This window comes from Paenibacillus taichungensis, assembly GCF_003287275.1.
GTDB classification, from domain to species: Bacteria; Bacillota; Bacilli; order Paenibacillales; family Paenibacillaceae; genus Paenibacillus; species Paenibacillus taichungensis_A.
The window spans coordinates 1-24,875 of sequence record NZ_QEVW01000008.1; the positions used below are offsets into that span (position 1 = coordinate 1).

At 45.8% G+C, this 24,875-nt stretch carries 23 protein-coding genes and 2 tRNA genes; 22 read left to right on the forward strand and 3 right to left on the reverse strand.

What is annotated here, in order from left to right; all coding sequences use genetic code 11:
- Positions 1-33: 33 nt before the first annotated feature.
- From DC345_RS12670 to yajC, 10 genes are all read left to right on the forward strand, one after another.
- Positions 34-112, forward strand: a tRNA-Leu gene (locus DC345_RS12670).
- 7 nt (positions 113-119) lie between these two features.
- Positions 120-193: transfer RNA gene (locus DC345_RS12675), tRNA-Pro, on the forward strand.
- A gap of 241 nt (positions 194-434) precedes the next feature.
- Entirely contained in the window at positions 435-1,127 is a 693-nt protein-coding gene (locus DC345_RS12680) for a BofC C-terminal domain-containing protein (RefSeq protein WP_113053415.1), read from the forward strand.
- A gap of 294 nt (positions 1,128-1,421) precedes the next feature.
- On the forward strand, positions 1,422-1,925 hold the full coding sequence (ruvC, locus tag DC345_RS12685; protein WP_053779097.1) for a crossover junction endodeoxyribonuclease RuvC: 504 nt from the start codon (positions 1,422-1,424) through the stop codon (positions 1,923-1,925).
- Positions 1,922-2,536, forward strand: coding sequence for a Holliday junction branch migration protein RuvA (gene ruvA / locus DC345_RS12690; RefSeq protein ID WP_110002011.1), 615 nt, complete (start codon positions 1,922-1,924; stop codon positions 2,534-2,536). Before ruvC ends, ruvA begins: the two co-directional genes overlap by 4 nt.
- A gap of 55 nt (positions 2,537-2,591) precedes the next feature.
- On the forward strand, positions 2,592-3,602 hold the full coding sequence (gene ruvB / locus DC345_RS12695) for a Holliday junction branch migration DNA helicase RuvB (RefSeq protein WP_053779099.1): 1,011 nt from the start codon (positions 2,592-2,594) through the stop codon (positions 3,600-3,602).
- 51 nt (positions 3,603-3,653) lie between these two features.
- Positions 3,654-5,759: a SpoIID/LytB domain-containing protein gene (locus DC345_RS12700; RefSeq protein WP_113053416.1), complete on the forward strand. Its 2,106-nt coding sequence runs from the start codon at positions 3,654-3,656 to the stop codon at positions 5,757-5,759.
- A gap of 7 nt (positions 5,760-5,766) precedes the next feature.
- Positions 5,767-6,795: a tRNA preQ1(34) S-adenosylmethionine ribosyltransferase-isomerase QueA gene (queA, locus tag DC345_RS12705; RefSeq protein WP_113053417.1), complete on the forward strand. Its 1,029-nt coding sequence runs from the start codon at positions 5,767-5,769 to the stop codon at positions 6,793-6,795.
- Between the two features lie 45 nt (positions 6,796-6,840).
- Positions 6,841-7,977, forward strand: a complete 1,137-nt coding sequence (gene tgt / locus DC345_RS12710; protein WP_062325081.1) for a tRNA guanosine(34) transglycosylase Tgt — start codon at positions 6,841-6,843, stop codon at positions 7,975-7,977.
- Positions 7,978-8,044: 67 nt separating this feature from the next.
- Complete coding sequence (gene yajC / locus DC345_RS12715) at positions 8,045-8,356, forward strand: preprotein translocase subunit YajC (protein ID WP_110002009.1); 312 nt, start codon at positions 8,045-8,047, stop codon at positions 8,354-8,356.
- A 137-nt stretch (positions 8,357-8,493) separates the two neighbouring features.
- On the opposite strand, the gene DC345_RS12720 is transcribed toward yajC, so the two are convergent.
- Positions 8,494-8,886 carry a TIGR04086 family membrane protein gene (locus DC345_RS12720; protein WP_076287744.1) on the reverse strand — a complete coding sequence of 131 codons (393 nt, stop codon included), beginning with the start codon at positions 8,884-8,886 and terminating at the stop codon, positions 8,494-8,496.
- A 222-nt stretch (positions 8,887-9,108) separates the two neighbouring features.
- On the opposite strand from DC345_RS12720, the gene DC345_RS12725 reads away from it, so the two are divergent.
- Positions 9,109-9,816 (forward strand): YetF domain-containing protein, encoded by a 708-nt coding sequence (locus tag DC345_RS12725; RefSeq protein WP_113053734.1) that lies wholly within the window; start codon positions 9,109-9,111, stop codon positions 9,814-9,816.
- A gap of 3 nt (positions 9,817-9,819) precedes the next feature.
- On the opposite strand, the gene spoVB is transcribed toward DC345_RS12725, so the two are convergent.
- Complete coding sequence (gene spoVB, locus DC345_RS12730) at positions 9,820-11,421, reverse strand: stage V sporulation protein B (RefSeq protein ID WP_113053418.1); 1,602 nt, start codon at positions 11,419-11,421, stop codon at positions 9,820-9,822.
- 223 nt (positions 11,422-11,644) lie between these two features.
- Here spoVB and DC345_RS12735 point away from each other — a divergent pair, with 223 nt between their 5' ends.
- The 6 genes from DC345_RS12735 to DC345_RS12760 all read left to right on the forward strand — a co-directional run bounded on the left by DC345_RS12735 (position 11,645) and on the right by DC345_RS12760 (position 18,161).
- Positions 11,645-11,884, forward strand: coding sequence for a post-transcriptional regulator (locus DC345_RS12735; protein WP_258530673.1), 240 nt, complete (start codon positions 11,645-11,647; stop codon positions 11,882-11,884).
- Between the two features lie 90 nt (positions 11,885-11,974).
- A complete protein-coding gene (gene secD / locus DC345_RS12740; RefSeq protein ID WP_113053420.1) occupies positions 11,975-13,225 on the forward strand; it encodes a protein translocase subunit SecD in 1,251 nt (416 codons plus the stop codon).
- The gene (gene secF, locus DC345_RS12745) at positions 13,215-14,123 is read left to right on the forward strand and encodes a protein translocase subunit SecF (protein ID WP_113053421.1); all 909 of its coding nucleotides are present in this window, start codon (positions 13,215-13,217) and stop codon (positions 14,121-14,123) included. The genes secD and secF overlap by 11 nt, the downstream gene beginning before the upstream one ends.
- A gap of 74 nt (positions 14,124-14,197) precedes the next feature.
- Positions 14,198-15,163 carry a cation diffusion facilitator family transporter gene (locus DC345_RS12750; protein WP_113053422.1) on the forward strand — a complete coding sequence of 322 codons (966 nt, stop codon included), beginning with the start codon at positions 14,198-14,200 and terminating at the stop codon, positions 15,161-15,163.
- 39 nt (positions 15,164-15,202) lie between these two features.
- A complete protein-coding gene (recJ, locus tag DC345_RS12755; protein ID WP_113053423.1) occupies positions 15,203-17,611 on the forward strand; it encodes a single-stranded-DNA-specific exonuclease RecJ in 2,409 nt (802 codons plus the stop codon).
- Between the two features lie 37 nt (positions 17,612-17,648).
- Positions 17,649-18,161: an adenine phosphoribosyltransferase gene (locus DC345_RS12760; RefSeq protein WP_024633046.1), complete on the forward strand. Its 513-nt coding sequence runs from the start codon at positions 17,649-17,651 to the stop codon at positions 18,159-18,161.
- A gap of 195 nt (positions 18,162-18,356) precedes the next feature.
- Here the strand turns inward: DC345_RS12760 and uraA are convergent, their stop codons facing one another.
- A complete protein-coding gene (gene uraA, locus DC345_RS12765) occupies positions 18,357-19,673 on the reverse strand; it encodes a uracil permease (RefSeq protein ID WP_113053424.1) in 1,317 nt (438 codons plus the stop codon).
- A 376-nt stretch (positions 19,674-20,049) separates the two neighbouring features.
- Here uraA and DC345_RS12770 point away from each other — a divergent pair, with 376 nt between their 5' ends.
- The 5 genes from DC345_RS12770 (at position 20,050) to DC345_RS12785 (ending at position 24,307) form a co-directional block, all read left to right on the forward strand.
- A complete protein-coding gene (locus tag DC345_RS12770; protein ID WP_110002001.1) occupies positions 20,050-22,233 on the forward strand; it encodes a RelA/SpoT family protein in 2,184 nt (727 codons plus the stop codon).
- A gap of 12 nt (positions 22,234-22,245) precedes the next feature.
- On the forward strand, positions 22,246-22,707 hold the full coding sequence (gene dtd / locus DC345_RS12775; RefSeq protein ID WP_113053425.1) for a D-aminoacyl-tRNA deacylase: 462 nt from the start codon (positions 22,246-22,248) through the stop codon (positions 22,705-22,707).
- Between the two features lie 77 nt (positions 22,708-22,784).
- Positions 22,785-22,952 carry a hypothetical protein gene (locus DC345_RS31715; RefSeq protein WP_160319650.1) on the forward strand — a complete coding sequence of 56 codons (168 nt, stop codon included), beginning with the start codon at positions 22,785-22,787 and terminating at the stop codon, positions 22,950-22,952.
- 284 nt (positions 22,953-23,236) lie between these two features.
- Positions 23,237-23,743 (forward strand): type 1 glutamine amidotransferase domain-containing protein, encoded by a 507-nt coding sequence (locus tag DC345_RS12780; RefSeq protein WP_113053426.1) that lies wholly within the window; start codon positions 23,237-23,239, stop codon positions 23,741-23,743.
- Between the two features lie 117 nt (positions 23,744-23,860).
- Positions 23,861-24,307, forward strand: a complete 447-nt coding sequence (locus DC345_RS12785; protein WP_113053427.1) for a hypothetical protein — start codon at positions 23,861-23,863, stop codon at positions 24,305-24,307.
- Positions 24,308-24,875 lie beyond the last annotated feature (568 nt).

Below are 24,875 nucleotides of genomic sequence, written 5' to 3' on the forward strand. Positions count from 1 at the left end.
CTCTCAGGGCGCGCCATTATATCTTCATACTTTGCCGGCGTGGCGGAATGGCAGACGCGCTCGACTCAAAATCGAGTGGGAAACCGTGGAGGTTCGAGTCCTCTCGCCGGTATATATAACGGGATGTAGCTCAGCTTGGTAGAGCACCTGGTTTGGGACCAGGGGGTCGCATGTTCAAATCGTGTCATCCCGATCTCAGAAAATACGGATTATCTATTTAATAGATAGTCCGTATTTTTATTTTTCTTTAAAAGTTGATTCTATTCTATGCAATCACAACCTCTTAGTTCATGACAACCTATAATAAGGTATAAATATAGATCTCATTCGGTTTACGTTCAAGCGCAAAGTATTGCTGGTGCCTTAGGTTAATTTTGCATAAACCCCAGTTCTTTCGGTCACAATAGGTTTAAAAAGTGATAGAAGGGGTTCAAGTGAACACGTTTAACTTCAAAAAACAATTCAAGAGACGCTGGCGCCGATGGAAAAGAACAGTGTGGATGTCTTCAGCGTTAGTTGCTGTAGCCATACTGGCATACAGTGGTTTGCCGATTTCTTCTGCAATTGAGCGTTTATTAACAACCAATTTCAGTGAGGCTGTATCCGTAATGGGACCTGCTGCGAGTGAACAAAGGTCTGAGCAAGAAATTCAGACTTTGATGGAACAACTCGGGTCTGATCCGGACCGTTTAACGAGTGTTGTATTGGAGACTCAATATATCTGTGGGGTAGAAACGGAACAATTGGGTAAGATGGCGGTTCCTCAATTGAAGATGCTGCTCGTTCAACACCCGGATTGGGATGCTGAGGTTGAATCGGCGGAAGTGTTACGCATTAAGCAACATGTGGATGATCTTTCTCCATTATGTAAAGAGCAGGCGTATATTAGCATAGATGCTGTGGGTAATCTTAATCTTTACGAAGGACGGCCTACAGAAGAGAAAGTCATCCGTACTTTTTTTCAAATGGACGTAGGTACGTTGGAGACATCATTGCCTGAAGGTGTGTTGGAACAGTTACAACAAGGTATCCGTGTCCAGGACAAAGATGAGTATGACAGCGTAATCTCAACGTTCAGCGATTATGCGGTAGATGAGGCCAATAAAGAAATCCGTAATGGCGGATAAAAGAACAGGCTGATCTGCATTGAATGTATCTGTTTATGTGGCCTAGAGGTGAGGTTACTGGTCGCAGGACATTTGCAGGTTATATAATATACGAAGTGAAACGAAGGACATCGAAAGATGTCCTTTTTGTCGTTCCATGACCGAAACACCTGAATATAGGAGATAAGGATTGTAGGTTACTCACGAACTCAGGCGAGTATATGAAAGGACAAAGTTTTTCCTGCCGTAGGGTCTATCTTTTGTTATAATGAAATGAACGATACATATGTTCGCTTTTGTAAGGGAGAGATGGATTTGCGTTTTTTGGGAATTGACCCGGGGATTGCGATTGTTGGTTTTGGTTTTGTGGATAAAATCGGCAGTAAGGTAACACCTGTACAATATGGCTGTATTCAGACAGAAGCTCATACCCCTGAAGAGGAACGGCTGCTTCATGTATATGAGGGCATGGTACAGCTGATTGATAAATATAAACCAGACGCGGTAGCGTTGGAGAAACTTTTTTTCAATCGTAACGTCACAACAGCGATGTCTGTAAGTCAGGCTAGAGGTGTCATGGTACTGGCTGCTGCCCAGAAGGGACTACCTATAGCTGAATATACCCCGATGCAGATTAAGCAGGCGATTGTGGGATACGGAAAAGCAGAGAAGCGGCAAGTGCAGGAGATGGTCAAAATGTTTTTGCGTTTACAGGTGATCCCGAAGCCGGATGACGTAGCAGATGCTTTGGCTGTGGCAGTGTGTCATGCACACTCATATACATTAAATTCCAAGTTGAATGAGGTATTGCGAAAATGATTGATTTCCTAAGAGGACAGTTCGTACATCTGGAGAATGAATATATTGTGCTTGATGTGCACGGCGTTGGTTATCGTGTATTCTGTCCAAACCCTTTTGCATTTGCGAAGCAAGAAGGCGAAATTATGGTGTATACTCATCACCATGTACGTGAAGATGCGATGTTGCTGTTTGGCTTTGCTACTCGTGAGGAACAGAAGTTATTTCGCAAGCTGATCGAGGTATCAGGTATTGGACCCAAAGTTGCTCTGGGTATACTCGCTGGCGGTACGCCCGACCATGTCGTGACTGCAATTTATCAAGAGAATCTGACGTTCCTGACCAAACTGCCGGGGATTGGTAAGAAAACAGCGCAGCGCATGATACTGGACCTTAAGGACAAATTGGATGGTTTCGGTGCTGCAACGTATGCAACAGGTTTGTTTGCCCCTCCTTCGGAAGAAGTGGGAAGCGGCTCTGCCTGGGATGAGGCTCGTGAAGGGCTTAAGGCGTTGGGTTATACCGACAGTGAACTGGATAAAGTTTGGCTCAAACTGAAGAAAGATGTTACTTCGGCGGATTCTGTTGATGTGTTGATGAAACGGGCACTGCAAATGCTGTTTACGGGATAATTAATTTTGCCTCTATAATAGAGCAGTAAGCCGCATAAAAAAGGTAGGGATGAACATGGATGACCGGATTATTTCCGCGAACCTGATGATGGAGGATCAAGCTGTGGAGCTTAGCCTTCGTCCCCGGTACTTGAATGAATATATCGGGCAGAACCAGGTCAAGGAGAATTTGAAAATATACATTGAGGCGGCCAAGATGCGTAATGAGGCACTCGATCATGTGTTGTTATATGGCCCGCCTGGACTTGGTAAAACAACACTTGCCAATATCATTGCCAATGAATTGGGTGTTAACTTACGCACAACATCGGGACCTGCGATTGAACGCCCAGGTGATCTGGCTGCCTTGCTTACCAACCTGCAAGAAGGGGATGTCCTGTTTATTGACGAGATTCATCGCCTTCATCGGACGGTAGAAGAAGTGATGTATCCCGCCATGGAAGACTTTGCGTTGGATATCATGATCGGAAAAGGCCCAAGTGCCCGCTCCGTACGTCTTGATCTGCCATCCTTTACGCTGATTGGAGCTACAACCCGTGCAGGTTTGCTGTCTGCTCCTCTCAGAGACCGGTTTGGTGTTATCAGTCGGCTGGAGTTCTACACGGTGGATGAGCTGGCCTACATCGTCTCACGCGCCTCAGAGATTCTGGGAGTGGAGATTGTAGGTAATGCCGCCGAAGAGATCGCATTACGCTCCCGTGGGACACCGAGGATTGCCAATCGATTGCTAAAAAGAGTACGTGACTTTGCCCAGGTACGGGGCGATGGTATCATCACACAGGCTCTGGCAGAAGAAGCACTGCAACGTCTTCAGATTGATCCACGTGGTCTGGACGAGATCGATCACAAGATGCTCAAATCAATGATTAACAGTTTCCGGGGAGGCCCGGTGGGTCTGGATACGATTGCCGCTACGATTGGCGAGGAGAGTCAGACCATTGAGGATGTATACGAGCCCTATCTATTGCAGATTGGCATGCTTCAGCGTACACCGAGAGGCAGAATTGTAACGGACCTGGCCTATCATCATCTGGGTTTGCCAGTTCCACCGAGAGACGCCAAATAATTGTGATAATATGTCAATGAGATTTATCTTAATATACAACTTTGGACAAACATGGAGAGGAGACTGATCGTGGGGAAAGCAACACAAACAAAGAAGTGGAGTCGGCGTTTGAAGGTTTTGGCCGCCGCTCTGTTAACGGTAGGGTGCCTGCAAGTGCCTGTATATGCTGCTGAAGGTGATGGGCAGATGATCCGGGTAGCCATGTTTGCGAACCTGGGAAGTACGTATAAATCCACTACACCACTGATTACGCTTGAGTCGAGTGGGAAATGGAATATCGGTTCGGAAAGCGGGGCGAGTATAACTCTTCCAGCTGGGCAAATCCGTTTTAGTGCGGATGGATTCCGCGTCAAAGTGTTGGAAACAGCAGATTTCAAAACGGCGGCAGCAGCTTCAAAGTTGTTGCAGGCTACGAGTGATAAACCATTGTTGTTTACAACCTCTCTGAATGGTAAATCAACCTACCAGCTCTACACCGGAAACTATGCAACAGAAGCGTTGGCTGGACAAGCGGTAGCACGTGTACAAAAAGTGGCTGCAGCCCAACTGGGTGGACAAAAACCAGCGGTTACGGGCAGCAAACGTCTTTCTGCAGGAGTATATAGTTCACTTCAAGAGGCAGAAGCTGCACAAGCATCCCTTTCATCGGCAGGAGTTACTTCCTATACGGTGCTTCAATTGGATGGAGGGAGTCAAGGCTATGCTGTATGGGTGGGTGAAGCCTCATCAGATGCTGATCTGTCTGCATTCAAGAAGAATGTGGAAGCCAGTGTTCCAGGAGTAAGTCTATCTCCCGTAAACAGTAATAGTGCTGCGCTTATCATACGTCAGGACGCGGGGTTAAGCACGGATACACTTAAAACAGCCCCTCATTACACCATTGCTGGAAGTGAAGCCAAAGCTTTTGTGCAAGGAGACGGTAGTGGAATCAAAGTGGTGGAACGTTCCGGGCGAACGTATCGCGGTGACATGGAAATTAGCATTGTAAGCGGCGATTTGGCTTTGGTTAATGTAGTCCCACTGGAGCAATATTTATACTCTGTTGTTGGTGCAGAAGTTTATTCATCCTGGCCAGCAGAAGCGCTGAAAGTACAAGCTGTCGCTGCACGCTCTTATGCGCTTCAACAGGGAGATCGTTTTAAAATTGCCAATGTTGTGGATACCACGCTGAGTCAGGCATACAACGGAATGGGTTCAGAGAATGATAAAGTCTCCAGTGCGGTTGATGCCACCTCTGGAGAAGTTATCAAGAGCGATGGTAAAATCGTAGAAGCTGTATTCTCTTCCAATGCGGGTGGACAGACTGCTCACCCATCCGAGGTATGGAACGGAGGCGTGGGAGTGTTCAGTAATGTGGATAGCCCTGGAGATACATCGGTCCAAGCTGGATTACAGACATGGTATCATGTGCTGTTGAGTACAGGAGTCAGCGGATATATCCGAGAGGATAATGTAAAAGAATTAACGACCAAAACAGATGCGGGTTTAGCCAAAGTGACGGTTACTGCCCAAAATACCAATGTACGCCCCGTTCCGTTAATTCAATCCAATGTTGATCCGGTAGCGAAAATGAATCCAGGCAACGAGGCTGTTGTTCTGGCCAAAGTGCCACAGTCCAACGATTATGCTTGGGTAAGAGGGCCATTCACTTCAGCCCAGTTGGTTAAAACCCTCCAGGGTAAAACGACTTCTGCTGTTCCATCTTCGATCTCAACGCTTGAAGTGACCAAGCGCGGGCCATCAGGAAGAGCACTTGAAGTAACAGCCAACGGCCAGCCCATGACGGTAAAATATGCAGATTCATACCGCTCGGCTTTAGGTGGATTACCGAGTACTTTATTTGATATTGCAGGGACCGGAAGTTATACTGTATTAGGCGCTGACGGCAAAACAGCAAGCAAAACCGGCTCACAGGGTGCTGCTGTACTATCTGCCTCGGGAACAGGAACTTCATCCAGTAATGCTCTTGTGGTTATGAGTGGTGACGGCCAAGCACGAGCTGTAACTCAGGGCCAAAGCTTCATGATCATAGGTCAGGGGAATGGGCACGGATTAGGCTTGTCCCAATGGGGTGCCAAAGGCATGGCAGATGAAGGGTATGATTACCAGGCAATATTGAAACACTATTATCAAAATGTGACTATTGTTAAGGAATGAATCTGATATGAATGTGAACTTATATGATTTTGAATTGCCGGAGAAATTGATTGCACAGACGCCACTGCTTGACCGCACGGCGTCCCGGCTGCTTACCTTAAATAAGGATAGCGGTGAAGTTAACCATCACACGTTCCCTGATATTATCGAATTCCTTCAGCCTGGAGATACACTGGTGCTGAATGATACACGTGTTCTTCCAGCGCGTTTGTTCGGAACCAAAGAGGACACGGGGGCAAAGGCGGAAGTGCTCCTGCTCAAAAACGTGGAGGGCGATCGATGGGAAGCCCTGGTTAAACCAGGCAAGAAGCTGAAAGCCGGCTCCGTTATCGTTTTTAGTGACGAGCTCAAGGCCGTCATTGATGAGGAAGGCGAAATGGGAGCGCGTTTGCTTACATTCTCCTATGATGGAATCTTTCAGGAGATTCTGGATCGTCTGGGTGAAATGCCTTTGCCTCCTTATATTAGAGAGACACTGGATGACCGGGAAAGGTATCAAACGGTATATGCAAAACACGAAGGATCAGCCGCTGCACCGACAGCAGGATTACATTTTACAGAGGAACTGTTGAATCGGATTCGGGATAAAGGAGTTAATGTAGCTTTCATCACGCTTCACGTGGGACTCGGAACATTTCGGCCGATGTCGGTAGACAATGTTGAAGAGCATGTCATGCATGAGGAATACTACTCTTTGTCTCAAGAGACAGCGGATCTGATTAATGAAACGAAAAAACGTGGCAACCGTATATTTGCAGTAGGAACGACAAGTTGTCGAACACTTGAAACGGTAGGCAGCAAGTTTGAAGACGGGCAGTTGCAAGAGAGCAGCGGCTGGACCAAGATCTTTATCTATCCGGGATATACGTTCAAAGTAATCGACGGGATGCTTACAAATTTTCATCTCCCCAAATCCACGTTGGTCATGCTGGTCAGTGCACTTGCGGGAAGAGAACAAATCATGCATGCATATGAGGAAGCAATTAAAGAACAATACCGTTTCTTCAGTTTTGGCGATGCCATGTTGATTTATTAAGATGTGAAGGTAATACGATTAATTTTTAGAGGATGATTAAAACCAATGGCAGCAATTACGTACGAACATATCAAAACCTGTAAACAATCCGGAGCTCGTTTGGGACGTGTACATACACCTCACGGTATTATTGAGACACCAACCTTCATGCCTGTGGGAACACAGGCGACAGTGAAGACAATGAGTCCCGAAGAACTGAAAGAGATGGATGCACAGATTATTCTGAGCAATACCTATCATCTGTTCCTGAGACCCGGACATGAAATTATTCGTCAAGCAGGCGGCCTGCACAAATTTATGAACTGGGATCGTCCGATTTTGACTGATAGCGGCGGGTTTCAAGTGTTTTCTCTTAGTGAGATGCGCAAAATTACGGAGGAAGGCGTTAACTTCCGCTCCCATCTAAACGGAGACAAAAAATTCCTTTCGCCTGAAGTGGCAATGGAAATCCAGAATGCACTGGGTTCTGATATTATGATGGCATTTGATGAGTGCCCGCCGTATCCGGCTGAGTATGAATATGTAAAAAAATCACTTGAAAGAACGAGCCGCTGGGCAGAACGTTGTCTGGAAAGTCATGCTCGTCCTAATGATCAAGGACTGTTTGCCATCGTACAGGGTGGCATGCACGAAGATCTTCGTCGCCAGAGCGCGGCAGATTTGACTTCCATGGATTTCCCGGGTTATGCTATTGGTGGACTGAGTGTTGGAGAACCGAAACATTTGATGTATGGGGTACTGGATTACACTGTTCCTTTGTTGCCATCCAATAAACCACGCTATTTAATGGGTGTAGGTTCACCCGATGCATTGATTGAGGGATCGATTCGTGGAGTGGACATGTTCGATTGTGTTCTGCCTACCCGAATTGCCCGTAACGGAACAACGATGACCAGCCAAGGACGTCTGGTAGTTCGTAATGCCAAGTTTGCAACCGATTTTGGGCCACTAGACCCTGAATGCGATTGCTATACTTGTCGTAACTATTCAAGAGCCTATTTGCGTCATTTAATCAAAGCGGATGAAACGTTTGGCTTACGTTTGACGACCATCCACAATCTTCATTTCTTGCAGAATCTGATGCGCAATGTGCGTAAAGCCATAATGGAAGATCGTTTGCTTGATTTCCGGGATGAATTTTTCGATCAATATGGTCTTCATGACAATGACAAAGGTTTCTGATCAGGTTTTTGCGGAACCGCAGTAACAAGCATTATTTGTAAGTATAGTCGATAAGGGGGAGTTTTACATGTTCCAGGCATTACCAGCTACAACCGCTAATGCTGGCGGTGGAATTGTATCTTTGATTGTACCTTTGGTACTCATGGTTGCAATTTTTTACTTCTTGATGATTCGTCCACAGAACAAAAAACAGAAGCAACGTAATTCCATGTTAAGTCAATTGAAAAAAGGCGATAAAATTGTGACAATCGGTGGTCTTCACGGAACAATTGCTGAGATCACAGATGATGTGGTTGTATTGCGTGTAAACGATGTTACTAAACTGACTTTCGATCGTAATGCGATTAGCAGTGCAGTTGCTCGTGAAACGGCTGAATAAATCATAGATGTTCAAAAAGCCTGTAAGGCTATGAGTACGTTTGCAGCGTATTCTTCATTATCAGAGAACTGGGTCTCCTTGGAGACCCGGTTCTCTTTTTCTTTTTCTCATATAAACGTTACATCTCAATCTACTTTCTATGATCTTCGGGTGTTGACTCCAAATATGCCGCCTAGTGCAGAAATCAGGAATGCACTTGCGAGTTGCAGGCTGTCTTTCCAATTGAATGAGGCATCCAGTGCCAGAAACCCGATCAGCAATACGATTAATCCGTATACGATTCCGGTAATACCTCCGTGGTACCAGCCTCGCTCACCTGACCTCTTGCCAGATACAAATCCACCAACCAGCAAAGACAAGCCATGAACAACGTACGTATACAGGGAAAGATCCTGTTCCCGCATTCCGGTCATCCAGAGAAAGAAGGATAGAATCAGTGCGCCTAACATCATCCACACAAAAGCATGACAGAGGCCCGAAAGAACCGGGTTAGACATTCGAAATGAAACCATTCGGCGAATCAACTGCATGAAGCAACCCCCTTGTACAAGTTTGAAATTAATACAGTGTATGGTCAAGCCTTCTGACTTATGAACTGAATTTTCCATTAAATGAATGGATTATATTTGCATGAGCATGTGAGCTTCAGGCCAAAATAGGGATTACGCTTCAGGTACCTGTATAAAATTCAGATCCGAAGGAGGACCCCTGTTGTGAATTTCTCAGATGTCGGAGCACATATCTTTCGAACCATGCTCATGTACTTTATTGTTTATGGCTCAATTCGGATAATGGGTAAACGTGAAATCGGGAAGCTATCCATGTTTGATCTGGTCGTATCCATCATGCTCGCGGAAATTGCGGCATTTGTTATAGAGGATATCAATAAGCCGTTATTCCATGGTATTGTACCGATGCTGACAGTACTGGTAGTACAGATTGCCATAGCTTTTCTCAGTCTCAAAAGCCGGAAGCTGCGGCTGATGATTGATGGCAAACCGACAGTGTTAATTTCCAAAGGTAAATTGCATCGAGATGAGATGCGCAAACAGCGTTACAATCTGGACGATTTGCTCCAGCAACTTCGCGAACAAAATATAGACAGCATTGGTGAAGTTGACTTCGCCATATTGGAGACAACAGGCAAGTTGACTGTTTTTTCAAAGGGTCAGAGTTCTTCGAGCGGCAACAGCGGCTCATCAGGACATAATTCCAAACAAAAAGCAAAGAAAAATAAAATAGATGGGTTTGAGAATATCAAATATGAAGGGCTGCCATTGCCATTGATCATGGATGGGAAAGTTCAGGATCAGAACCTTGAACTGATTCAGAAAACGAGATTTTGGCTTAAAAATCAGATTCAGCAAAAAGGTATTATGGACTTTAAAGACGTGTTTATCTGTTCCATCGATCATAACGAGAAAGTTTATGTAAGTTCCAAAGATGATAAAGATAACTGATGTCTAGGAACGGCGTTTAAACCAGGAACCAATAATGGGAGCACGGGAAAGATCGTGAAAATCAATCATTTTGGTCCAACCCATAACCATGAAATAAACGATTAGACCAACAAGGGGCGCTAGAAGCATTCTGATCCAAAACGGAAGCAAGGATGCAGTCTGTTCATAAATGACCAGAGTAGCGGCGCCCATGATAACCATACCAGTGCCTGTTTTGACCCAATCCATTACCTTGAAACGGAACTGTAACAGGTTGCGGACACTTCTTGCATGTAAAAGCGTAACGACCGTTGAATTCACACAAATGGCAATCACCGCACCAAATATACCGTATTCCGGACGGGAGGCGAGTACCAAAATCAATGTGATTTTGATGACAGCACCAATAAATGTATTGAGCAGTGCCTTTCCCGGACGATCCAATGCTTGAAGGGCGGCTTGAAGAGGAGCTTGAATGTAAATAAATAAAGCAAAAGGAGCCATCAGCTTAAGCATGCTTCCGATCGATGAATCATTATACAGGACAAGACACATCGGTTCGGCAAGCACATACATAAACACAGAAAATGGAGCACCTGTTACAAGTGCTAGCCGTAGCGCCTGATGCATCCGTTTATGAATGAGCGCACGGTCACCTTGAGCCGAGGCCTCAGACAATGAAGGGACAAGTGACGTGGCTAACGAGGACGTTAATGCTCCCGGTAAGAGAAGTAGCGGGATAATCATGCCCTGTAATGCTCCATACTGGGCCGTGGCGAGCCCTTTGGAGATACCTGCAATAGCTAGACTTTGAGCGGTTACAATTGTCTCAGCGAGATAGGAGAGGGAACCAACTAACCGTCCGGCAGTTACGGGTACGGAAATCGCGAGTAATCGACGCAGAAGTCCAGGCTCTGATCCGGTTGAGTTTTTTGAAATAGCAGATTTGGTTTCGATTGGAGATTCGAGTACAGGATGATGTTGATCGATATATTTCTTCTGTCTAGCATAGTTCCACAGTAATACAAGCATGCCGACGAATTCTCCGACGAGTGCTCCAAGCATGGCTCCTGCAGCAGCTTGAGCAATTCCTCGGGGTAAGAGGAGCCAGGAAAACCAGATCACACAGATAATACGAATGACCGTTTCTACGATTGATGAAACAGCCGTAGGCATCATGTTTTGTTTCCCCTGGAAATATCCTCTGTAGACTGCAGATACGGCGATGATGGCAATCATAGGGCTCATGCTGACAAACGTGTGATAGACCCTCTCATCGGTCAGCACATAACGGGTGACCCATGGAGCGAAGATAATGCACAAAAACATAAACACAACGCCAAGGGTCAGTGTGAAGCTTAGACTGATTTGAAGAATTCGCTGGGGTGAATAACGGTTGGCACCTGTATCCGCTTCGGCTACGAGCTTGGCTACAGCCAATGGAATACCGCCAGTGATTAATGTGACGAGTACGATGAAAAAGGGATAGCTCAGTTGATAGATGCCAACACCTTCTGCACCAATAACCCGTGGCAGCGCAATGCGCGGGATGAACCCGAGAATCCGATTAATAATGCCTGCGGCGAGCAGGATCATGGCTCCCTGGATAAATGTCTGTTTCTTCAAGACTACCCCTCTTTCCCGGTTGGAGTACAGATATTCATAAACGGGACAAAGCCGTCGTTCTTCATCCTATGCCAGTCCAATATCTTCTCATGACAACTTGGACACGATTAACAAAAAGATCCATCACCAGCAAGAAGGAATATGATCGGGTAAAGTCGAATGATGTAATATTGATGCCGCATAAAGGCTTGGATGTATGAAGGGAGGCTCCCCGTTGGAAGAAATGAATGATGTGGAGTTGGAAAAGTCTATAGAGATGCTCTGCCGTAGCAAAGCAGAGGAACTAAGGCTTGTCGGTTACGAATATGTCACCAGCAAAGATGTCTGGAATTGCATCAGTCATAAATATGAAAAGCAGGGCATTCCACCGCTTCACCAACTGGTGAACGACATATTGTCACTGAAAGCAACAAGCTTTATGAACTTTATGACCGTGTCTGCATACCGGGGGTCCTCTTTCTAGCGAAAGGGATCTTTTTTGTTGGAAATTGACTGCTTTTTACGGCATCGCTATAATGGGAATATTGAGAACGAAAGGGGATCTAGGAACGGCATGAAAAGAATCGTCAGTTTCATTTTGGTCGTGCTTGTGACCGCAGGAGTAATGTTGGGCACAAGTCCAGGGCTGCTCAAAAATATACGCTTGGGCCTTGATTTAAAAGGAGGCTACGAGATCTTATATGAAGCAGAGCCGCTGGAACAAGGACAACAAGTCACCAAAGCATCTTTGGTGCAAACAGCAAAAAGTCTGGAGAGCCGTGCCAATGCGCTCGGAACAAGCGAGCCGGAAGTAACAACTGAAGGAACGAACCGGATCCGTTTGAAGCTGGCAGGAGTGACCGACGAGGCTGAAGTCAGAGCCAAAATGAAAGAACCTGCTGTCATGACCTTCCGCAGTAAAGCTGAGAATGACAAAGAAGGCGAATACACCAAAATCGAGCTTCGGGGAAATGAGTTCGTGGAGAATGGTGCCAAAGTGGTATTTAACCAGTTGAACGCCCCAATGATCGATATTCAGGTTAAAGACAAAGCGAAGTTTGCTGAAATTACCAAACGTTTGATTGGACAACCTTTAGCCATTTATCTGGATGATCAACTGTTATCCGCTCCAACCGTGCAGCAGCAGCTGAGTGACGGCTCTGCACAAATCACGGGTAACTACTCACGTGAGGAAGCTAATCAGCTACGCGATACCATTAATTTGGGTGCGTTGCCGTTGAAACTGACAGAGAAGTACTCTCAAAGCGTAGGTGCAACACTTGGTAAGCTATCTCTGGACCAGACGATTAAAGCGGGATTAATTGGTTCCGTAATTATCCTGGTGTTCATGATTGGTCTGTACCGTATTCCGGGGATTATTGCGAGTTTCGCTCTGATTACACATACGTGGCTGGTACTTGCAATCTTCTATATGGGAGAATTCGTACTTACCCTTCCAGGGATCGCGGCATTTATCTTGGGTATAGGTATGGCCGTAGATGCCAACATCATCACGTACGAGCGGATCAAGGAAGAAATGCGCAGTGGCAAGTCGATATTGTCTTCGGTTAAAGCAGGAGGTAAACATTCCTTCCGTACAATTATTGACTCTAACATCACAACCATTATTGCTGCATCCGTTATGTTCTTCATGGGTACAGGTGCGGTTAAAGGTTTCGCCCTCGTACTGATTTTTGACATTGTGACCAGCATTATCACGAATATTTTCTTCTCCCGCTTCCTGTTGACCCTGCTTGTGCGGGCTAACGTATTGAAGAAGCCTAAGTACTTCGGAGTGAAGGAGAGTGAAATTCGTGCGCTTTAATTGGAATTTTGACTATGTGAAAGGCAGTAAATTTGCCTATGCCTTTTCCATCATATTAACAATCGCAGGTATCGTTAGCATCTTGGCACTGGGATTAAATTATGCGGTAGATTTCCGTTCGGGTTCTAATGTCGATATTACGGTCTCCAAAGCAATCACAACGGAGCAAATCAAGCCTATTGTTAGTGACCTTGGTGTTGACACAAAAGATGTTCATATTACACCTGGTGCAGATCGGGTTAACGTTCGTTTCTCAAACGTACTGGATGAAACTCAGGAAAGTAAGTTTAAGCAAGAGTTTACCAAGCTGGATTCGACCGCTTCTTATGAAGTCAACACGGTTGACCCAGAGATGGCTAAAGAGCTTGAACGTAATGCCATATATGCGGTTCTTATCGCAAGTATCGGGATTATGATCTATGTAGCCATCCGATTTGAATGGCGGTTTGGTTTGGCTGCTGTCATTGCGCTCTTCCATGATGCGTTTGTAGTGATTAGTGTGTTCTCGATCTTCCGACTGGAAGTGAATCTGACCTTCATTACGGCTGTACTCACCATTGTCGGATTCTCGATCAATGATACAATCGTTATCTTCGACCGGATTCGTGAGAATATGCGTTTTGCTAAAAAGACTTCGAAAGCCGATTTGCGTGAAGTAGTCAACCGCAGTTTGGCGCAAACGATGACACGTTCCCTGAATACAACATTCACCGTGTTTGTCGCTTCGCTCTGCTTGTTTATTTTTGGTGGAGAATCCATTCGCATGTTCTCACTTGCTATGGTCATCGGAACATTGTTCGGTGCATATTCTTCGATCTACATCGCCGCTCCATTATGGCTGGCGCTCAAAGGTAAACAAACAGAGAAACCTAAAGCAGCTGTTAAAGCGTCCAACTAAACATTGTATTGTCAAGCCGCGTCTGCCAGGCGCGGTTTTGCAACTTTTGGTAGAGTATTAAGGGGGGCATCGCCATGACCAGAGAACGTTTCCCTTCTGTTCACGCTGCCACGTGGAGCGGGATCGCCGGGAATTTGACACTTGCAGTAATCAAGGCTGGGTTCGGTTATATGGCAAACAGCAAATCGTTGCTTGCAGACGGCCTGCACTCTGCTTCAGAAGCTGCTTCTTCATTGTCCGGCCTCTTTCCCTCGAAGTCTGTAGAAACAAAAAGAAAGGCTCGTAGGGAGCGGTCAAAGGAACATTCACGTATCGCAAGACCTGGAATTTCGGTATTATTATCTGTGCTCATCCTTATGGGAGGATTGCAGATCGCTATCTCCGCTTTGGGGAGTCTGTCTGGAGATGTACCAGAATCGCTAGAGAAGTATACCCATGCACTTGTAGTAGCTTTTGCAGCACTGGCTGTGAAAGAAGCAATCTTTCAATATCAATACCGATATTTCCGTAAACGAAATCAATCGCAGGCTTTGGCTTATGCACAGCAACATCGTCGGGCGCTCTATTGTTCACTTATCGTCCTGGTCGGCATTGTAGGTTCCATGACAGGAGAAACGATGGGGTGGAGTATTCTTCGATATATGGATCCCGCTGCTGCATTGATCGCTTCCTGTTTTGTGCTTCACAAAGGCTACAGAATGATTGTGGATACCGTATATGGTTCACTTGTTCAGGAATTGGAACAGGAAGAAGCGCTTGACTTCAAAGAGACGGTGCAGCGTGTATATGGCATTATTACGATTGAACATTTGGTAGCACGTGAACAGGAACATGATGTTACGATTGAACTGGTCATTAGTGTGAACCCTAGAATTTCCGTGCTTGAGGCACAAGAGATTGCGAATCGGGCGAAGACACTTCTCTTAACTCGTTTCAGTCATGTGAAAGAAGTACAGATCCAGGCTGTACCTTATGATCCTGGATATCCTTATAAATCCAATCATGAACTGCCAGATCCTGAAGCGACATTAATTCAGTAATGAAGCTTGGTCCAGTAGATCAGGAAAGGAGCGTTATCATTGCTTTATTCGCAATACCGGTGGAACACACCGAATATCGATTTGGAGGCGGCTGCGGGACTCTCGCAGGCGCTTTCCGTTTCATCACTTGTTGGACGTTTGCTGGTCAGTCGGGGGGTTCATAATGAAACTGAGGCAGAACAATTTCTGCATCCTGATATGAATCAGATGCATGATCCATATCTGCTTCTAGGTATGAAAGAAGCTGTGCCTCGAATCCAGCAGGCCATTGAGCGTGAAGAACATATTTTAATTTATGGGGACTACGACGCGGACGGAGTGTCCAGTACATCGCTGATGATCCATCTGATGCGTTATCTCGGGGCTTCCTACGATATCTATATTCCTCATCGTTCCAATGAAGGGTACGGATTACACAATCATGCCTTGGATTGGGCTCATCAACAAGGAGTCACGCTGGTGATCACGGTAGATACCGGAATTAGTGCGGTAGAGCAGATTGCTTATGCTGCCACACTGGGAATGGAAGTCATTGTGACGGATCACCATGAACCACCTGAAGTTTTGCCTGAGGCGTATACGCTTATTAATCCGAAACTTCCGGACTGTCCTTATCCTTTTAAAGGATTAGCTGGTGCGGGGGTAGCGTTGAAGCTGGCTCAGGCATTGATCGGAGAAGTGCCTGGAGAATGGATGGAAATTGCTGCGATTGGTACGGTTGCCGATCTGATGCCTTTGGAAGGCGAGAACCGGGTTATCGTCAGTTATGGTGTTGAGTCGATGAGAGGTACACGTCTGCCTGGTGTAAGTGCTCTGCTTGAAATAAGTGGCGTGGATCCAAGTCAGGTCACTTCAATCAATATTGCCTTTGCCATGGCTCCGCGTATTAATGCAAGCGGACGTCTGGATCATGCGGGTCGAGCTGTATCGCTGCTTACAACCGAGGATCTGGATGAGGCACACACTCTTGCAGGCCAACTGGACTTGCTGAATCGTGAAAGGCAACAGGTTGTTGAGGGCATACTTTTGGAAGCGACAACCCAGTTGGAGCAGAAAATCCAGCTTAATTCCGGAGCAGTGCCGGATGTCATCGTTTTAGCGGGGGAAGGCTGGAATGTTGGAGTTGTAGGTATCGTAGCTTCCAAGTTACTTGAACGGTATTATCGGCCAACGCTTATCCTGGGCATTGACCCGGAGAGCGGCGCTTGTAAAGGCTCAGCACGCTCCATAGAGGGGCTGGACATCTATGAGGCATTAACTGCTTGCAAACACACGATGGACCATTATGGTGGTCATCCAGCTGCAGCAGGTATGAGCCTTCATCGTGATCAACTTAAAGAGCTGGAAGCCGGACTGAATGAGTTTGCGGCATCCGTACTGACGGAGGAGGACTTTGTGCCGCATCGTCTTGCAGATGACGAATGCAGAATCAGTGATGTGCCACTGCAGGTCATTCAAGAGATCGACAGACTCCAGCCGTTTGGCATGAGCAATCCTTCTCCACGTTTTGTATTTCGCGATGTGACTGTAAAAGAAACACGGACGATGGGACGGGAAAAACGTCATCTGAAACTGGTTTTGGAGCAGGATGGTCAGCAATTGGAAACAGTCGCTTTTGGCAAGGGAGCATTAGCTGAGTTTCTGCCGCCAGGCTCCATCATTGATGTTATGGGCGAGTTGTCCGTTAATGAGTGGAACGGGATGAGGAAACCACAATTGATGCTGCAGGACATTCAGGTCCCACATGCGCAAGTTTTTGATTTAAGAGGTAGTACGGAGCCCCTGAACGCGATGAAGCAGTTCTTGAGTTCGCTTGAAATACATTTACGATACAAGTCAGGCTCTATTGGTGCCATCGTTCGGAAAGAAACGAATGTTTCCGAGGGAAATTCATTGTATGAACCGTGCCTTTGGGTATATGATAGAAAGGTCGGTTTGTTTCCGTGCAATGCTGCCGCGCAGCATTATGGGCAGGAACAGGTCCGGACGTTATTTGTGTTTGATACGCCGGAAACCCCGGAACAACTTGATGCAATGCTGGCTTTATTCAGCGGAGCCGAGAATATCATCCTTCTGCACGGATCAGGCAACCGCCGAGATCGCCTTCAGATGCCCTCCAGAGAACTCTTCAAGCGTATTTATATGCTGGTGTCCAAATGGAGAGCTGAACCCGTGGAGGAACAAGAGATCACTCCTGTGCTCAGTCGTCAGTGTGGCTGCTCGCCGCGCATGATTACCATGATGTTGGATGTTTTTGAGGAGTTATCGTTCATTACTCGAGAAGCTGGAAAGATTGTGTTTGTGGATAACCCACCCAAGCGTGAGCTAACCGCTTCGCGTCATTATCAGGCGCTGGAGAGCATGGCCGAGACAGAGCAGGTGATGCTGGATGCATCGACCCCTCAGCTGACACAATGGATGATATCCCGGATGAAGGGCGTATCTTAGATAGAAGTTGTGCTATTTATTTTAGGAGGAGATTATTTTGGATTTTAAAGATTATATTCGTGTCATTCCTGACTTTCCACAACCGGGAATCAGCTTCAAAGACATTACGACATTGTTGAAGGATGGAGAAATGTACCGCAAGGCGATCAATGAGCTGAAAGTAATGGTTTCGGATCTCAAAATTGACGTTATTGCTGGACCTGAAGCACGTGGATTCGTTGTGGGCGCTCCTCTAGCGTACGCTCTGGGCGTCGGTTTTGCTCCGATCCGTAAAAGCGGAAAATTGCCTGGAGAGACGATCGAAGTCGGTTATGATCTTGAATATGGCAAAGATACGCTTGCTATGCATACAGATGCGATCGAAAAAGGACAAAATGTCCTGATTGCGGATGATCTGCTGGCGACAGGCGGAACTATTGCTACCTCCATTAACCTGATTGAACAATTGGGTGGCAAGATTGTAGGTGCAGCATTCCTTATTGAGCTGTCTGATCTGAATGGACGTGCAAAATTGCCGGGAATTGATGTATTTACATTAATGAACTACTAGAATTCCGGCATTCATTGCTGTTAAATCACGTGAACTGGATCTCCCGTTTCCCGGGAAATAATATACAGCATTAACTATTTGCAAAAAAAAGCCTGTTCCTCAACCCGTAAAGGTGAGAGAGCAGGCTTTTTGCATTGTACGATGTATAAAATGAAGAATGAATAAACATTGTTCGTTCAGACCAGTCAGAAGAAATCAATCCGGAGTTTTTTCCGTTAACGGCTGTTTCTCCGTTTGATCATTCGACCAACCCAGTACTTCAAATAATTTAAACAACAAGCTCAGCAAAATTCCGACGATGGTTGCCAGAGCCATTCCCTTCAGATGAACACCATAAAACGTGATCTCAGTACCACTGAGTCCGATGACCAGTACAAGGGTAGTTAACAAGAGATTGGTCGGTCTGGCAAAATCCACTTTCTGTTCGACCAGAATACGCAAACCGGATGCCGCAATCACTCCGAACAGAAGCAAAGATACACCACCCATAACTGGAACGGGAATGTTGGCTATAAGTGCAGAGAACGTACCCGAGAACGAAAGCACGATCGCGATAACGGCAGCACCACCAATAACATACGTGGAGTAAACCCGGGTCAGAGCCATAACCCCAATATTTTCACCATACGTTGTATTCGGTGTTGACCCAACGAAACCGGAAAGAATGGTTGAAACGCCGTTTCCGAGCAGGGAGCGATGCAGACCCGGGTCCTTGGACAGATCTTTGCCCACAATGCTGCTCGTTACAAGCAGATGCCCGATGTGCTCAACAATGACAACAAGGGCGACAGGCAAAATGGTGAAGATGACAGACCAGTCAAATGTTGGAGTTGTTACTGTAGGCAGCGAGATAAAGTCAGCGTTCGCTATATTCCCGGTTTTTACCTCACCCATAAAGTATCCAAGGACGTAACCGGATACAATCCCGATTAGAATGTGAATGATCTTGGGGAACCCACGGAAGGTTACTGCACCAATAACAGTGATCCCAAGAGTAACTAGGGCTAAAATAATCGGTTTGGCTTGAGGTACCCAGTCGGGATTCTCAGCAGGGTTTGAATTGATCAAACCAGCCATTCCTGCTGCCACAGGGACAAGCTCGAGACCAATTAGGGCAACAATCGCGCCCATAACTGCTGGTGGGAATACCACGTTAATCCAGCCTGTGCCCGCATACTTGATGATAAGAGCTACAATGCAGAAAACAACTCCCGTTACGATGAATGCTCCAAGTGCCATGGAGTATCCGTTATCAGGGTGTGCGATTAACACGGAAGAAACAGGTGCGATAAAAGCAAAGCTTGACCCCAGATAGGCCGGAATCTTTCCTTTACACATGAGTATGTACAACAATGTACCAATTCCGTTCATAAGCAAGATCATACTTGGATCGACACCGAACAGGTTCGGCACAAGTACCGTGCTGCCAAACATGGCGAACAAATGCTGGAGACTCAACAGTGAGCCTGAGCCAAGCGGCATTTTTTGATTAACCTGAATTTCACGTTGCAATGAATGTTCATCTCCTTTTTTCCGAAACACAAATCTTCAATATAGTACAGAGTTTCTCTTCATTTAGCAATAACATTTTTCCACTAAGCGCAGATAAAGTATTTTTATTTTGCGAATGGATCCTTCTATTTCGGTAAATAACGGTAATAATACATAATAAATGAGGATGATTTCCAACCTCTGTTGAATATCGGACAACAACTTTGGCGAATGACACATAACATATAAAAAAATTGGATATGTGCTCTTATTCGTCAGTAGTTGACGGGAAACGGGCGAAGCGTCATAATTATAGGAAATTACTTTTACGGGGAACCTGTGTTGATATCATGTCACGGGTTCCATTTTGTATAGAAAGGACACGGAACAGATCAGAATGGGCATAGAGCAATTACTCGAGAAGGCCGGGGCATATATCAAAGAACCCGATCTGGTGCGCATACGTGAAGCTTACGAATTTGCTGATCAGGCCCACCATGGACAGACGCGAAAATCGGGAGAACCGTATATTCTGCATCCGCTTGCGGTTGCCGATATTGTTGTAAACATGCAGATGGACACCATCTCCATAATTGCAGCGCTTCTTCATGATGTAGTAGAAGATACTACGGTTTCACTTGAAGAAATCCGCAATCATTTCGGCAATACGTGTGCCATGCTTGTTGACGGCTTGACGAAGCTGGAACGTATTCAGTTCCGCTCCAAGGAAGAACAGCAGAACGAGAACTACCGCAAAATGTTCATCGCCATGGCGCAGGACATCCGTGTCATCGTGATCAAATTGGCTGACCGTCTGCATAATATGCGGACACTCAAGTTTCAGTCGGAAGAAAGCCAACGTCGGATTTCATATGAAACGTTGGAGATTTTCTGTCCGATTGCGAACCGTCTGGGTATATCTGCAATTAAATGGGAAATGGAGGACATCGCCCTCCGTTATTTGAATCCGCAGCAATATTACCGAATTGCCAACCTGATGCACAAAAAGCGTGCGGAACGTGAGCAATATATTGATACGGTTATGGACGGTATTACGAGCAAGCTGGATGAGATGGGAATTCAGGCAGATCTGTCTGGTCGACCTAAGCACATCTACAGTGTGTTCAAAAAAATGACAACGAAAAACAAACAGTTTAACGAGATTTATGATCTGCTTGCGATTCGTATTATTGTGGATAACATCAAGGATTGTTATGCTACCCTCGGCATTATACACACGTTATGGAAACCAATGCCTGGACGTTTCAAGGACTATATTGCGATGCCGAAGGCAAACATGTATCAATCGCTGCATACCACAGTCGTAGGTCCGAATGGGGAACCAACTGAAGTCCAGATCCGGACATGGGATATGCACCGCACCGCTGAATTCGGTATTGCTGCCCACTGGGCCTACAAGGAAGGCGCTACGAACGGAAACGGAAATAATTTTGAAGATAAAATTACGTTCTTCCGCGAGATTCTTGAACTTCAAAATGAAGCGCAGGATGCGTCTGAATTTGTAGAATCGCTTAAAATGGATTTCTTCTCTGATCTGGTGTTTGTATTCACGCCAAAAGGTGAAGTTATCGAATTGCCTACTGGATCTGTTCCATTGGATTTTGCATATAGAATCCATACAGAGGTGGGTAATCGGACAATTGGTGCCAAAGTAAATGGTCGTATCGTTCCACTCGATTATCATCTCAAAACAGGCGATATCATTGAAATTTTAACGTCCAAACATTCTTATGGACCGAGTCAGGACTGGCTTAAAATTGCAAAATCCTCTCACGCACGAGCGAAGATCAAGCAATGGTTCAAGAAGGAACGGCGGGAAGAAAACGTTGAAAAAGGACGCGACAGTTGTGAACGTGAACTTAAGCGCATGGGACTTGATCCATCTGCCTGGATGACAGACGATAAGTTGCAGGAAGCAGCCAAAAAGTATGCCTTCAATGATATTGAGGATATGCTCGCAGCTGTTGGCTTCGGTGGCATTACGGCTGCACAGATCGTGACCAAAGCAACGGAGAAACTTCGCAAGGAGCAGGAAGAATCCAGTTTGCTTGAACTGAACTCCGAGATGCGTGAGCTGAAGCCTGCACCTGAACGCAAAAACCGTCCGACCAATGGCATCCGTGTCAAAGGTATAGACAATTTACTTGTTCGCTTTGCGCGCTGCTGTAACCCTGTACCAGGGGATGCTATTATCGGGTATGTTACACGTGGACGTGGGGTTTCGGTGCATCGAACGGACTGTCCAAATATTCCGTCCAGTACGGATGGGGAAGAAGCAGCTCGCGTCATTGAAGTCGAGTGGGAAGAGAATATTGAAGCAAACTACAGCGTGGATATTGAGATTACGGGCCACGATCGTAACGGCTTGCTCAATGAAGTTCTTCAGGCTGTTTCCGAAAGTAAAACCAATATATCTGCCGTCACCGGGCGTACAGATAAAAATAAATTAGCATTGGTGCACGTCACAATTCTGATTCGTAATACGGAGCATCTGCATTCGGTTGTGGAACGGATCAAACGGGTGAAAGATGTTTATTCGGTGCATCGGATTATGCAGTAAGGAGCCTGTAAGATGAGGGTGCTTGTACAACGCTGTAAAGAGGCCCAGGTGACCGTTGGAGACGAGCTGACGGGGAGAATTGAATCCGGATTGATGTTGCTCGTGGGAATTACACATGAGGACACGGAGAAGGATGCCATCTATTTGGCAGACAAAATTGCTGGACTCCGAATCTTTGAGGATGAGCAGGAAAAGATGAATCTCAGTCTAATGGATGTGGGCGGGGCTGTATTATCTGTCTCACAATTTACATTGTACGGAGATTGCCGCAAAGGAAAACGCCCAAGCTTTGCAGCTGCAGCCAGACCTGAAGCGGCGGAATTGTTGTATGAAACGTTTAATCAGCTGCTACGTGATAAAGGAATTCAGGTGGAAACCGGACGTTTCGGAGCGATGATGGATGTGACTTTCACGAATTGGGGACCAGTGACATTAATGCTTGAAAGCCCTATTCGTCAAGAAACGCATGCATAATTGATTGGGGAACAGGCCATAATGAGGGATAATTCGGTTCATTAACATAAGATGATCAAAGGAGTATCCCAACCATTATGCGCCAATCCGTCAAGGAAACACGTTCCCGAATAGAACCTCTGCTTCTGCCTGGAAACCTGTATGAGTCCCTGAAGCTTGCCCGAGCTGCTGCAGAGTGTGCAACAACGATCTGGGCCCTTCAGGATTCGGATAAAGGTGAGCAGAGCCGTCTTCCGCGTGACTGAGTGCTGAACATTTGGAATGAATGAAAAGTCTTGATTCGATCATCGAATCAGGGCTTTTTTTGTTGTGGAGCTTAACTGTTTCTGAATCGGGCCACCTTATCAAAGCCAAAATAATACAGGCTCGTCATGTTATAAACGGCTCTGGTTAGGGTAATAACAGAACGAGGCACAATGGCGTGCCAGGTTAAATATCTATTACGGGCAATGAACAAGAAATATACACCAACAATTTCTGCGAATACCCGATTCAAGAAGTTTCGAACACGGAAAGGAGAACATACGTTATGAGTAAAGTTGCTTTTTTATTGGCGAATGATTTCGAAGATTCGGAAATGCAGGTTCCATATGATGAGGTGAAAAAAGCCGGGCACGACGTGGAAATTATCGGCTTGAAGGCAGGAGAGACGCTGAAAGGTAAAGGTGGTAAAGCCACCTATACTTCGGACAAAGCGATCGCTGAGGTTTCGGCTTCGGATTACGACGCAGTTGTCATTCCAGGTGGGTCTTCTCCTGAAAATTTGCGTACGGACGCACATATCCTGAAATTCGTAACGGAAATCAATAGTGCGAAGAAACCTATCGCTGCGATCTGCCACGGTCCGCAAATTCTGGCAAGTGCAAATCTGTTGAAAGGCCGTACGATTACCTCCTATCCACCGCTCAAGGATGATATGGTGAACGCAGGGGCAGAATTCAAGGATCATGAAGCTGTAGTCGATGGCAATTATATTACATCCCGTACGCCAGCCGATGAACCAGCATTTGTTCGCGAGTTGTTAAAAGTCATTTAACAACTTGGAACGGACCGTACTTTAATGTGATTGCTGATTAAAATGTAGATTAAAGCTCAAAGCTTTTAATTTTCGTTAGTTATTCCAAGCATTTATTCCGATAAAGGAGGGTTTGACATGACAAAACATATTCAGGCGTATTTTCGGACCGAGGACGAGGCAGAGGGGGCTAGAACCTCACTTCAGACGTTCCGTACAGAGCATTTGGAAGTAGGGCAACTGGATAGCGCGGTTGGCAGAGACAAACGGATTATGGTACCTCTGGTGCCTTATAACACAGCGGGTGGCGTAGGGACCAATGGAGCCATGGGTGTGGGTGCAGCACCTGGGGTGCCGGCCAGCGAAAATGTAATCCCGGTCGTCAGCAATGTGGATCGTGATACCGAGCGAGGTACCCGAGAAAATGTGAATGAGGATGGCGATCTGTTGAATGCGGCGGATGTATCCTCGGCTGACTATGACGACCTGCATTATGTTTTGTCTGCCAAAGTAAGGGATGAGGATTATGAGGAAATTGTTCATAAACTTCGTTCCAACCAAGCTTATGTGGAAGAATTGAATTAATAATTACAATGAAGCCCCTGCAGTGCCTGATTTCAATGTCAGGACACTCTGCTGGGGCTTTTTGGATAGAACAACAAATTATAAAGCGCTATCATTTTTGTAATATTACTGTAATATTAGTTACATAAGCCTTTAACATAGCTCGTTTATAATAACACACATGACCCCCTTTTTTTATATATCCTTTGAGCCTGCACACCGTGTGCAGGTTTTTTTTTTGAGATGAGAATTTATATGTTTTGGACGAAGCTTACCCCGTATTCAAATTTTTGCTAGAATAGAGAAATGGGTTTAAGTATTTTAAAGCGAATTATTTTCATAGTTGGGCTTCATTGGACGGTAAATCAAGCTTCCAGCAATTGGGCTCAGACGAATCTAATCCTATGATAGAGAGTGTGAGGAATTCATAGCCAGAGTGATCGTCATATTCTAGATGAACCTATACTCGCTGAAACGGCCCCGCCCTTCTACAAGGGCGGGGCAACCGTTTCTGCTTGATTGCTGGAAATTGTAAGTCATATAGAATGCCTTGTATGAGAAATGACACCTGGAATTCTAAAGCAACAGT